Annotated in this window: 8 protein-coding genes; 7 read left to right on the top strand and 1 reads right to left on the bottom strand. The window is 67.0% G+C overall.

Annotation, left to right across the window (positions count from 1 at the left end):
* The first annotated feature begins 19 nt into the window (after window positions 1-19).
* Complete coding sequence (locus tag D9C15_RS15910; protein WP_127998978.1) at window positions 20-943, top strand: nuclease-related domain-containing protein; 924 nt, start codon at window positions 20-22, stop codon at window positions 941-943.
* 39 nt (window positions 944-982) lie between these two features.
* On the opposite strand, the gene D9C15_RS15905 is transcribed toward D9C15_RS15910, so the two are convergent.
* Entirely contained in the window at window positions 983-2,173 is a 1,191-nt protein-coding gene (locus tag D9C15_RS15905) for an integrase domain-containing protein (protein ID WP_127998976.1), read from the bottom strand.
* Between the two features lie 1,225 nt (window positions 2,174-3,398).
* On the opposite strand from D9C15_RS15905, the gene D9C15_RS15900 reads away from it, so the two are divergent.
* The 6 genes from D9C15_RS15900 to D9C15_RS34060 all read left to right on the top strand — a co-directional run bounded on the left by D9C15_RS15900 (window position 3,399) and on the right by D9C15_RS34060 (window position 12,087).
* Entirely contained in the window at window positions 3,399-3,929 is a 531-nt protein-coding gene (locus D9C15_RS15900; protein ID WP_127998974.1) for a hypothetical protein, read from the top strand.
* 365 nt (window positions 3,930-4,294) lie between these two features.
* Window positions 4,295-4,528, top strand: a complete 234-nt coding sequence (locus D9C15_RS15895) for an antitoxin (RefSeq protein WP_127998972.1) — start codon at window positions 4,295-4,297, stop codon at window positions 4,526-4,528.
* Window positions 4,529-4,566: 38 nt separating this feature from the next.
* Complete coding sequence (locus D9C15_RS15890) at window positions 4,567-5,040, top strand: type II toxin-antitoxin system VapC family toxin (RefSeq protein ID WP_127998970.1); 474 nt, start codon at window positions 4,567-4,569, stop codon at window positions 5,038-5,040.
* A complete protein-coding gene (locus D9C15_RS15885) occupies window positions 5,037-8,540 on the top strand; it encodes a site-specific DNA-methyltransferase (protein ID WP_205854820.1) in 3,504 nt (1,167 codons plus the stop codon). Before D9C15_RS15890 ends, D9C15_RS15885 begins: the two co-directional genes overlap by 4 nt.
* Window positions 8,537-8,992 carry a hypothetical protein gene (locus D9C15_RS15880; protein ID WP_127998968.1) on the top strand — a complete coding sequence of 152 codons (456 nt, stop codon included), beginning with the start codon at window positions 8,537-8,539 and terminating at the stop codon, window positions 8,990-8,992. The genes D9C15_RS15885 and D9C15_RS15880 overlap by 4 nt, the downstream gene beginning before the upstream one ends.
* Window positions 8,989-12,087, top strand: coding sequence for a DEAD/DEAH box helicase family protein (locus D9C15_RS34060; RefSeq protein WP_240668429.1), 3,099 nt, complete (start codon window positions 8,989-8,991; stop codon window positions 12,085-12,087). The genes D9C15_RS15880 and D9C15_RS34060 overlap by 4 nt, the downstream gene beginning before the upstream one ends.
* Window positions 12,088-12,090: the final 3 nt, after the last annotated feature.

The following is a 12,090-nucleotide window of genomic DNA, read 5'->3' as shown; positions in this document are numbered from 1 at the left end:
CCGCAGGAAAGACGGATCCATGGGAGAAGTCACCAACCAGATCGCCATCGTCCTTGGCGTCCTCGTCGCCTGCTTCGCCGGGCCTGCCGCGGCCCTCTTCGTCCTGATCCGCAGGAAGGCGAAGGCGCGGCAAAGCCGCCGCTCTCCCATCGGCATCGCGCTGCTGCGTGGCCCAGGCCATTCGCTGCGCGAGCAGCTCGACGAGGCCCACAACGATCTGACCTGGGACCTCGTGCTGTTGATGGTGGTGCCGCTGCTGGCGCTGGCGCTGTTCCTCGCGCAGAGCCATCTGCGCGGCCTGCCGCAGATGGCGCACCTGGCGCCGGTCTACGCCCTGGCGGCGATCGCCTTCATCGCCTACATGCTGCGCAAGCTGCTGAAGGCCGGAACCCGGCTCGACCTCCTGAAGGCGGGCTACGACGCCGAGGTGGCCGTCGGCCAGGAGCTCGATCAACTGATGCGCCAGGGCGCCGCGACATTCCACGACCTGCCGGCCGAGCAGTTCAACATCGACCATGTCGTTGTCGCCGCCGAGGGTGTCTTCGCCATCGAGACCAAGGGATTCACGAAGCCGAATCAGGGCCGAGGCAAGGCAGACGCCACGGTGGTCTACGACGGCGACACCCTAAAGTTTCCGACCTGGACCACCAAGGAGCCGCTGGAGCAGGCCGAGCGCCAGGCCGCCTGGTTGGCCAAGTGGCTGTCGAGTGCCGTCGGATCGCCCGTCGCGGTGCTGCCCGTGATCGCATTGCCCGGTTGGTTCGTGGAACGCACCGGGCGCGGCCGGGTTCGCGTCTTCAGCGGTAAGGAACTGGCCGGCCTGCTGAAATCGCGCGGCACCCAAGCTCTGACAACCCAGGACGTTCAGCGCATCGCGCACCAGGTCGAACAGCGGTGCCGAACCGTGACACCGCTGTACGCGCAGGAGCCCAAGGCGGGCTGAAGACCACCGGCCGGCGCGGTCGCCGGCCGCTGTGCTGCATCAGGCCGCAGCGTCGCCACCCGCCGCGCCGCCTGCGGCGCCGCCCTTCTTCTTGTGCAGCACGGCGCCCAGATAGGCTGCCGACGCTCTTCCTCTGTTGTGGCCGGCCAGGCGGCTCACCGCCAACCTCGCCGCGTCCTCCTGCTCGCGCGTCAGCCCTTCCCCACCGCCGCGCAATGGCGGCTCCTGGCCGGTGATGGCGATGTACTCCTCGATCAGCGCCTCGTGCCGCAGGCCGTGGGCGGTGATGCCCAGGCCCTTCGAGGTGATGCCGAACTTCCGCAGCAGGTAGCCGAACCGCACCATGTTCTGCTTGAGATCGCGGTCAGGGTCGCCCGTGTGGGCATGGCTGTCCCAGAAGGCAATCCGCTGCGCGCTGGCAACGGCCTGCCGGCGGCGCGGCGTGTTCATCGGCACGAAGCGCGGCCGGCCGCCCTTGGCTCCCTGGCGGATCCACACGTACTCTTCGCCCTGCTTCTCGGCCAGCGGCAGGCCGGTGTCGGCGAAGTTCACCACGCACTCGTTGGGCCGGAACATGATCGCCTCGCGCTTGCGCAGGCCGAAGGCGCGGATCAGCCGCAGCATGCCGCCCACGTAGGGGTCGAAGGCGGCCACCTTGTCGATCAGGCCATCGACATCCACGCCCTGCGCCGACCAGCTCTTGTCGCGCTCGTTGATGCAGCTGCGCTGGTACTCGGCCAGTTCCAGCCCGTAGAACGCCGGCCGACGGATGAAGCCCGGCTTGCTGAGCCAGCCGGCCAAGCCTCGCAGGAAGCTGAGGTAGGTCTGGATGGTGGACGGCTTCAGCCCGTCCTTGCGCCACAGATCGACCGCGGCCTGGATGTGGCGCTGGCCCAGGTTGCGCGGGTCGGGCGCCTTCTTGAAGCCGCCGCGGCTTTCCAGCTCGCGGAAGAAATGGCGCAGGAAGTTCGCCCGCTCGTACCGCGTCTTGAACGACACGCTCTTGGCGCGCGCCGTGTGCTCCATGTTGTGCAGTTTCAGCAGCACCTCCAGCACGGTGTGCGGGCTGGCCTTGCCGGGCACGAAGCGCGACAGGATCTCGTCGTTGGACAAGCCCGCCCACTCGCGGGGGCGCAGCGCCTTCGGCGTGGCCTTGCCGCCCAGCGGCAGCGGGCGTGGGGTGGATGAATGGGAAGAAGGGATCAGCAGACGGTTGGGTTGCGAAGGCATACGCCCTCCGTGGACAGTGGCCTCGCCTTCCCGCAGGGCGCGGCCGGGTTGAAGGTGGAATCGCAGTGCGGCCGGCCGGCGCGGATTCCGTCGCGCCGGCTTGGCGTGGCCAGGTGATGTCGCGCGGCAGACGGCCACGGCCTGCTGCGCCTGCTCCGGGTTCGCCGGTGCCGTCGCCTGTTGAAGGCAGCGGCGCCAGCTCGGTCGGTCTTCAAAATGGGAACGGGGTTGATCCGGCCCGCGCACGGGTTTCCGCGACGCGCGAGCGGGTGGCAACGCCGGCCTCCAAGGGCATGGCGCTGCCGTCAGCCAGGTCGGGCCTAGCTGGCTGCGATGGATCAGGTCTATGGCTTTCGCGTCGCCATTCACCTGCTGGAGCCACCCCTTACCGAAATGCCGGGGCGGAGTCAGGTGCACGAGCAGCCAGCGCCGGCCGCGGCCCCCAACGGGGCCAGGGCGACCAGGCACTGCGCCAGCCTCAGGGAAAAGCCCCAGGGCACGGCACAAGCTCGAACGGATGGCGGGCACGGGCGCGCGGCATCGGGTGCCGGCACCGCGTGGGTTCGGTCAGCGGCGCGCTTCAAGAGCGCCCGGCGATCAACGCCGGCAGGCCGCGGACATCAGCTCCGCGAATGGTTTCCTCGGGGCCGCAGGCTCAGGGCCAACGGCACGCCCGGTTCAAGGACCGAGGCTTCAAGGGCAGGTAACGACTGCGACGCCTGTTCGCTCGCGATGAGCAAGGGCCAGGAGCCCTTCGGGAGCCTGCAGTGGACACCGTGCGCGGCGTTAACGTCAACGCGGTTTCGGGCATTGCCACCGCCAAGCGGCGCGAAAGGCGTGTGCTTGGGCGAGCGTTGACGCGGCGCGTGAGGCGGCTCTGTTTCCAGCTCGGCGCTGGCAGCGGCGCGACGCCTGGGGTTGACATGCGGGGGCTTGGCCTCTGGTTCAGATGAACAGGTGGCGATGGCGTACGGGACGTGGTTTCGGCCCGGCCACAGCAGGCCTCCGATGCCACCAGAGTGGCACTGCGGTGACCCTCGACTGTCACTGCAGAAATCGGCCCCAAGAGCGCCCATTCGGTGTCACCCTGATGACCACCAGGAATCACTCGTGTGTCCCCCGAGTGTCACAACGGCCGAGCAGACCCGCGCTCCTCCCCGGCCTGGCGGGGTTGATCCAGCCCCTCGCCATGCCACCGTGACCCGTCCAACACGAGGAGCCGGCCATGCGCGACTTCCGATGGGTCTGCGGCCAGGTGGCCGAGGTCCAGCGCTTCATCAACGTGCCGCGGCGCTGGTGCGAGCAGTACCCAGCCCGCGAACGCCGCGAGCTGTGGCTCACCTCCGACCAGGGCCCGGAGTTCAAGTTCGTCGTCCACACCACGCTGATGCCCGCGCGTCGCGGCCACCGCGTGCTGGCGCTGCTGCTGGACCGCGAACTGGTGGTGCTGCACAACCTGCAGACTGGCGAGTCGGTGAACTACCTGCGCAGCGACCCGCCGCTGTTGTGGCGGCGGTGCGAGGCCGTGGCCGCGGTGTTGGCCGGGGTGGGCGGCCTCTCGGCGTTTGCCGTGGCTGGCGGTGTGGCGCCGCTGGCGGTGGCAGCGGCCACGTTGATCGGTGCCCCCGGTGCGGTGGCGATGCGCTGGCTGGCTCGGCGCCTGGCCCAGCGCGCGAACGACCGTGCGCTGATCGAAGCACTGCGCCAGGCAGCAGCGCCAGCGCCCACCTGGCCAGCATTGCGCCGCGTGAAGTAGCCGCGGCTCCCTCGACCCAGCCGCTACGGCGACGCGCCAAGTGCTTGTCAGGGCAATCGAAACTGCCCGCCGTTCGATTAAGCGCTGCCTGCGGCGCCTAATCCGACGCCCTCGCACACGCAGAGCGCCCGAACTACACCCGGAGCGTAGAAGCGTGCGTGCGCTCGACGTTTCTACGCTCGGGCTGTAGTGGCGTGGGGACTCACCGCCCTCAACAGCAGCCGTACCCGGCAGTTGCAACGCGAGCCATCTGCCTGCCCGCTCAGCACACCGCCTGGCAGCGCCGATCGCATCCGAGCGACTTGCCCGCCCGCAAGTTTGAACATATGCTTTGACATATGCCACACCCACCCTCGGAGGCCCAGGTGACTGAGCGCCATGCCGCGTTGTTCCGCAACGGCCGCAACCAGGCGGTCCGGATTCCTCGTGAACTGGAGATGGAAGGGTCCGAGGTGCTGATTCGCAAGGAAGGCGACAGCCTCATCCTGACCCCCATTCGCAAGCACAAGCTGCGTGACCTGCTGGCGTCGTGGGCGCCGATGGACGACGCGCTGCCCGAAGTGGAAGACCTGCCGCCCCAGCCGCGGGAAGCCCTGTGATGGCCGTCCCTCAAGAGAGGCCGCGCACGCTGCCCTGCATGCTCGATACGAACGCCCTCTCCGAGCTGGTTCGCAACCCCCACGGCACCCTGGCCCAGAAGCTGAACGCGCTGGAACCCGATACGGTGTGCACCAGCATCGTCGCGGCGTGCGAGCTTCGGTTTGGCGCACAGCGCAAGGGCTCGGCACCGCTCACACAGCGGGTGGAGCAGCTGCTGCAGGCTCTGACCGTGCTGCCGTTGGACACGCCGGCCGACGAGCACTACGCCGACATCCGCGCCACGCTGGAGCGCAGTGGCACCGCCGACCGCGGCGGGATCGGCAGCCACGACCTGTTCATCGCGGCCCATGCGCGCTCGCGCGGCATGACGCTGCTGACGCGCAAGCTGCGCGAGTTCCAGCGGGTACCGGGCCTGACCGTCGAGGACTGGCCCAGTGAGCCGGCCAGCGCCACGCCGCCGCAGAAGAAGAAGATCAGAGCAGGCACCAAGAACGACAGGGAGATCAAGTGACAGAACAAGAAGCACGACAACGACTGCAGCAATGCCTGCTGGACCTGCTGCCCGCCAACGGCAGCATGGTGGGCAACGGCAGCCTGCTCGCGCAGTGGACCCAGGCCGCCATGGCAGCGGGCCTCACCGTGACGGCTGAAGACTTCTCCGGCCTGCGCGAAGACCTGGTCGCACGCGGGCTGGTGGTCAAGGGCAAGGGCCGCGGCGGCTCGACCGGCCGTGCCGCCGCCGCCGCGGCGGGCAGTGACAGCTTCGCCCTGCAGGGCGAAGCGCCCGCGCCCGCAGAAGCGGCCAATGCCGCGGCGCCACCCAAGGCCAACACCTCCACAGCGCCCAAGACCCAGAAGCTGCGCGCCGCCGATGCCAACGAACCGGCCCAGGTTCTGAGCTACCGCCACAACGACCGGCGCAAGAACAACCCGGAGGTGGGCCTGGTGAGCGAAGCCAGCGACCCGCAGCAACCCAAGCAGACCTGGGCGTACGACCCGCACCTGGACCCGGTGCTGAACTTCGACGGCGCGCGGGCCGAACTGGAAACGCTGGTCGACGACGCGCTGGCCGAAGGCAGCAGCCATATGCAGCAGCAGATCGGCGAGATCGTGGCCTGGCTCGACCATGCGCTGGCCGGCAGCGACGAGGCCGCCGTGCGCGAGGTGGTGGGCAACCTGCGCCAGCGCCTGACGGCCAAGGTGCCCGCGCCGCCCGAGCGCGGCGCACTGGAAGAGATCAAGCGCCGCGGTGCGCCCTACCTGCAGTGGGCTGGCAAGGCCGAGCGCACCAGCTTCGAGGTGGACACGGTCAGCCTGCACGTGCACGAGCGCATCGACCCGATGAGCATCCTCTCGGCGGTGCGCAAGCGCTTGGAAGAAGCGAACGACACCAAGGGCAAGACAGCAGCCACGCTCAAGGCCGAAGAGCCCTCACCCCTGGGCCGCCAGGCCAGTCTTTTCGAGGCGCCCTTCGAGAGTCTGCCGCTGCGCGCCGCGGTGGACTTCTATCGCCACGACAAGGGCTGGGCCAACCGGCTGATCGCCGGCGACAGCCTGCTGGTGATGAACAGTCTGCTGGTCAAGGAGGGCATGGCCGGGCAGGTGCAGATGATCTACATCGACCCGCCCTACGGTGTTCGGTATGGAAGCAACTTCCAACCCTTCATCGGAAATCGCGAAGTCAAGGACGGTAGCGACGCCGACTTGACCCAAGAGCCCGAGATGATCAAGGCGTTCCGAGACACGTGGCAGCTCGGGATTCACTCATATCTAGCCTATCTGCGAGACCGACTGCTACTGGCGCGCGATCTACTTGCCCCAACTGGTAGTGTCTTCGTGCAAATCTCTGACGAGAACTTGCACCACGTACGAGAGCTTTGCGATGAGCTCCTCGGTGTCGACAACTTCCTGTCCATCATCGCCATCAAGAAGACAGGAGGCGCCACGAGCGAAACGTTGTCGATGGTTACCGACTATTTGGTCTGGTACTGCCGAGACAAGAAGCAGGTCAAGTACAACGCGCTGTATCTGACTAAGAGCGCTGGCTCGGATGGCGCGACTGAGTACAACCGCGTCGAAGAAGCCAGCGGGCGGATCCGACGCATCACCGAGGAGGAGGCACTGGAGAAGGTGCCGTTGCCAGATGGCGCCAGGATACTCACCACGGATACCGCCGTATCCGATGGGTTCCGCGAAAACACCACGGGCAAGTTCGAATGGCAGAGTATTGAGTACGACTCAACGCCAACAAGAAACTGGAAGGCGACCTTCCCTGGCATGTATCGACTGGCAAAGGCAAATCGACTGATTCGTCGGTCGGGCCGTCGCATCTACAAGAGGTACTTCGACGACTTTGCTGTCACGCATCTCAACAACATCTGGTTTGATGTTCGAGGGGCGCTAGACCGCACCTATGTGGTCCAAACCTCAGACCGTGTAATCGAGCGCTGCGTCCTAATGACGTCTGACCCTGGCGATCTCGTGTTGGACCCCACCTGCGGCTCCGGCACCACCGCCTTCGTCGCCGAAAAGTGGGGACGCCGCTGGGTCACCTGCGACACCTCGCGCGTCGCCGTCACGCTGGCCAAGCAGCGACTGATGACGGCCAGCTACGACTACTACCAGCTGGCCTACCCGCACGAAGGCCTGAAGGGCGGCTTCATCTACAAGACGGTGCCGCACGTCACGCTAAAGTCCATCGCCAACAACGCTGACATCGACGCCATCTACGATAGGCTGCACCCGGCCATCGACGCGGCGCTCGGCGCGCTGAACGCCGCGCTGGCCCAGCACCCACCCACCGAGCCCTTGGCCGTCACCGAGGGCGTGCGAAAGGGCCAGAAGCTGGCGTTGGGCAAGCAGGGCGTGGCGCTGCACGAATGGGAAGTGCCGTTCCCCAGCGAAGACGGCGCGTTGCCCGACGAGTGGCCTGAGGGTCTGCGCGAGCCCTTTGACGCCTTCCACGCCGCCCGCCAGCGCATGCAGGCCGAGATGGACCGTTCCATCGCCGCCAATGCCGAGAGCGAGACGCTGTACGACAAGCCCGAGCCGAGCAAGACCAAGCTGCGCATCACCGGCCCGTTCACGGTGGAGGCGGTGCCCTTCCCCACCGTGTTGAGCCTGGAGGCGGCCGAAGGCGGCGCCGCCGCCACGCCCACCGAAGACCAGGCCTACCAGACCAGCATTGCGCGCAGCGGCGAAACCAGCCGCCAGCAGCAGTGGCGCGACGAGCTGCTGAAGACCGGCATCCGCGGCAAGGGCGGGCAGATGCTGAAGTTCGCCGAGCTGGACGTGATGGCGGGCACCACCTGCCTGCACGCCACCGGGACGCTGGCCGAGAGCGGCGAGCGCGGCGAGCGCGTGGTGGTGAGCTTCGGCCCCGAGCACGGCGCGCTGGAGCAGCGGCAGGTGGAGCACGCCATCGGCGAAGCGGGCGAGCTGTTCCCGCGGCCCAAGATGATCGTGTTCTGCGCCTTCACCTTCGACCCCGAGGCGGCGAAGGACATCGACGCCTTCAAGGGCATCACGGCGCTGAAGGCGCAGATGAACACGGACTTGCTGACCGAAGACCTGAAGAAGGCCCGCTCCAGCAACCAGAGCTTTTGGTTGATGGGCCAGCCCGAGGTGCACGCCACGCAGCGCCCCGACGGCCGCTGGCAGGTGGAGGTGATGGGCTTCGACTACTTCGACACCGTGAAGGGCGAGCTCATCTCGGGCGGCAAGGCCAAGATCGCGATGTGGAGCCTGGACACCGATTACGACGGCCGCAGCCTGTTCCCGCACCAGGTGTTCTTTCCCATGGCAGGCAAGGACGAGGGCTGGCGCAAGCTGAAGAAGAGCATCCGCGCCGAGCTGGACGAAGCGCTGCTGGAGCAGTTCCACGGCACGGTGTCGCTGCCGTTCGAGGCGGGCAAGAACGGCAAGGCGGCGGTGAAGATCGTCGATGACCGGGGTATCGAGTCGCTCAAGATCCTGCCGCTGACGGCAGCGCCCTCGGGAGCCGGGGCATGACGTGGCAGGACTGGGCCGCACTGGGGGGCGGCGTCGGCGGCGTGTTCACGGCCATGGCTGCCATCGTGGCCGCCTGGCAGCTGTGGCACATGCACAAGCAGGGCATGACCAGCTTCGAGGATGCCCTGGTGCGTGAGTATCGAGAGCTGGCCTCGACGCTGCCGCTGCCCGCGCTGCTGGGTGAACCCATCAGCGACGAACTGCACCGCGAGAAGCTCGACGAGTTCTATCGCTACTTCGACTTGTGCAACAGCCAGGTCTTCCTGCATGACCAGGGACGGATCAGCGACGAGACCTGGGCGTTCTGGGAACAAGGCATCCGCACGAACCTGAAGCGCCCGGCCTTTGCCCGCGCCTGGAGCGAGATCGCGGGGCGGGCCAACGGTGACTTCGCCGAACTGCGCCGGGTCTGCCCGCCCGCGCCGACCACCCCGCCCGAGGTGTCGGCATGAAGACGCCCGGCAACGTCATCATCAACTCACCCTTCGAGGCACCGCGCCGGCACTGGCAGCCACAGCGCGACGGCACGCTGACGCTGGTGGAAGAACGCCGGCCGGCCAGCTATGAGATCTACGACGTGCGCAACAACACGCGCCGTGTGGAGACGCTGGACCAGGTGAACGAGATCCGCCAGCGCATCGAGCGCTGGCGCGCCGACGACTACCCGGGCATCACCGCGGTCACCCGCCAGCTGCTGGCCCACTGGCAAGACCAGGGCGCGCGCCAGCACCCGTTCTACTTTTGCCAGTTGGAGGCCATCGAGACGCTGATCTGGTGGGTGGAGGCAGCCGATGCCTACCGCCAGGGCGTATTCCTGCAAGGCGATGGCGGGCCCTGGGAGCGGGTGTGCAGCAAGATGGCCACCGGTTCGGGCAAGACCACGGTGATGGCCATGATCATCACCTGGCAGGTGCTGAACGCGGTCACCTACCCGAAGCGGCCACGAGACTTCTCGCGCGCCATCTTCATCGTGGCGCCGGGCCTGACCGTGAAGGAGCGCCTGCAGGTGCTGCTGCCGGGCAACCCCGCCAATGCCTATGACGAGTTCTCGACCTGTCCGTCCGAATCACTGCGGCAGAAGCTGAACCAGGCCGAAGTGCTGGTGGAGAACTGGCACACCCTGATGCCGGCGAAGGAGCCGGATCGCTCGGTGGTCAAGAAGGGACGCGAGACCGACGAGGTCTACACGCGCCGCGTGCTGGGCCGCCTGGCGCAGCACCGCGACATCGTGGTGATCAACGACGAGGCGCACCACGCCTACCGCAAGCCGGCCGATGTGAAGATCAGCAAGGCGGACGCGGAACGCCTGGGCCTGGACCTGGACGAGGCCACTCGCTGGATCGAGGGCCTGGACCGCATCCACCACACGCGGCGCATCGGCCGTTGCTTCGACCTGTCGGCCACGCCGTTCGCGCCCACCGGCAAGACCAACAGCGAGGAAGGCCTTTTCAGCTGGATCGTCAGCGACTTCGGCCTGACCGACGCCATCGAAGCCGGGCTGGTGAAGACGCCGCGCGTGGTGATCCGTGACGATGCGCTGCCGGATGCCAAGAGCTACCGCTCCAAGCTCTACCACCTGTACCGCGACCCCGATGTGCAGCAGGACCTGAACCGCCGCGGCGCCGAACCCCACGAGGCGCTGCCCAAGCTGGTGCAGGACGCCTATACGCTGCTGGGTGCCGACTGGCGCGTGGCGTTGCACGAATGGCAGAAGGCAGGGCACCACTCCCCGCCCGTGATGCTGACGGTGTGCAACCGCGTGGAGACCGCCGCGCGCATCGAGCACTACCTGAACCATGGTGATGCGCACTGGCCCGAGCTGAAGTCACCGGAGCAGACCCTGCGCGTGGACTCCAAGGTGCTGGAGAAGGCCGAGATCGGCGAGAAGGCCGGCTCCGAGAGCGTGTTCAAGGCGCGGCTGGGCTCGCTGCTGAAGGCATTGGCGGTGCCAGCGGGCGTGGCGAAGCAACTCGACGAGGTCAAGAAGGACGCCGACCGCCTGCAGGTGCTGGCACGGCACTTGGGCCTGACCGACGACGACTGGGCCGAGCACGCCAAGGCGCCCTTGGATGCACAGCTTGAACTGTTGATCCGCAAGGCGCCATTGCCCCCTGCGGTGCGCGACTACCTGCTGGGCACCACCGAGTACGCAAACCGCCTGCGCGACATCGTGAAGGCGGCCCACCTCCCCAAAGACCGTGAGGAACGGCTGCTGGCGCTGGACAAGGAGGACCTGTTGCGCGCCATCGTGGACAACGTGGGCAAGCATGGGCAGGCAGGTCAGCGGCTGCAGAGCGTGATCTCGGTGGCCATGCTGTCCGAGGGCTGGGACGCGAAGAACGTCACCCACATCATGGGGCTGCGTGCCTTTACGAGCCAGTTGCTGTGCGAGCAGGTGATCGGCCGCGGCTTGCGCCGCGTGGGCTACGACAAGGACGAAAACGGGCTATTCGTGCCTGAGTACGTCAACGTGTTCGGTGTGCCCTTGTCGGTGTTCGTGGATGCGGGAGAAGGAGGAGAGACGCCACCACCGCCGAAGCCGAGTACCCAGATCGAGTCATTGCCTGCGCGCAACGAATTCGAAGTGCGCTGGCCCAACCTGCTGCGGGTGGACACGATCGTGAAGCCGGCGCTGTCGGTGCAATGGTCGAAGGTGCCTGACCTGCACCTCGACCCGGCCCAGACCGTGATCACCGCCGAACTGGCGCCGGCGGTGGGAGGCGCCACCGACCTGAGCAAGACGACGAACATCGATCTCAGCAAGCTGCCCGAAGAGTTCCGCGAGCAGCGCATCGTGTTCCAGGCAGCCCGCAAGGCGTTCGACCAGCTTGCCGGCAAGTTCACGGGGAACCGGGAGTATCTGGTGTTCCAGCTCATACGGCTGGTGGAGCAATTCCTGGGGTCGAAGAGGCTCGTGATCCCGAGCCTGTTCCATGCCGAGGGCGTGCGGCGGCGCATCTTGGTGGCGTTGAACATGGACCTCATCGTGCAGCACGTGGTGAAACACGTGGAGCAGCAGAACGTGGCCAGCATCGAACCGGTGTTCGACCCCGAGCAGCCGATCGGCACCACCCGCGCGATGCGCACCTGGTACACGACGAAAGGCAACCAGCCGACGCGCAAGTCGCAGATCAGCCACGTGGTCGGTGACAGTTCGTGGGAGATCTACGCCGCCACCTTGTTCGACGCCAGCGACAAGGTGAATGCCTACGCCAAGAATGACCATCTCGGCTTCCAGATCTACTACCTCTGGGGTGGTTCCCGAAAGCGCTTCATCCCCGACTTCATCGTGCGCTTGGCCAACGGGCGCAACCTGGTGCTGGAGATCAAGGGCGAGGACTCGCCGATGAATAGCGCCAAGCGCGATGCCCTGGCCCTCTGGGTGAAGGCCGTGAACGCCAAGGGCGGCTTCGGCCGCTGGTGCTGGGACGTGGCGTTCAAGCCGGCAGAGATTCAAGACATTCTGAGCCGACACAACGGCCCCTTCGACAATGCCGATCGAGAGCTGATATTGACTGCGGGCGCAGAAGCATCGCCAAAGGACTGACCC

Source organism: Piscinibacter defluvii (genome assembly GCF_004011805.1).
GTDB classification, from domain to species: Bacteria; Pseudomonadota; Gammaproteobacteria; order Burkholderiales; family Burkholderiaceae_C; genus Piscinibacter; species Piscinibacter defluvii.
The sequence above is the reverse complement of the archived record's forward strand: the minus strand, read 5'-3'. Positions and strand labels throughout refer to the sequence as shown.

Bases quoted from the DNA above. Each gene is read 5' to 3' on its own strand.
- D9C15_RS34060 (WP_240668429.1), top strand. From the start codon at position 8,989: ATGAAGACGCCCGGCAACGTCATCATCAACTCACCCTTCGAGGCACCG.
- D9C15_RS15900 (WP_127998974.1), top strand. From the start codon at position 3,399: ATGCGCGACTTCCGATGGGTCTGCGGCCAGGTGGCCGAGGTCCAGCGC.
- D9C15_RS15910 (WP_127998978.1), top strand. From the start codon at position 20: ATGGGAGAAGTCACCAACCAGATCGCCATCGTCCTTGGCGTCCTCGTC.
- D9C15_RS15905 (WP_127998976.1), bottom strand. From the start codon at position 2,173: ATGCCTTCGCAACCCAACCGTCTGCTGATCCCTTCTTCCCATTCATCC.
- D9C15_RS15880 (WP_127998968.1), top strand. From the start codon at position 8,537: ATGACGTGGCAGGACTGGGCCGCACTGGGGGGCGGCGTCGGCGGCGTG.
- D9C15_RS15890 (WP_127998970.1), top strand. From the start codon at position 4,567: ATGCTCGATACGAACGCCCTCTCCGAGCTGGTTCGCAACCCCCACGGC.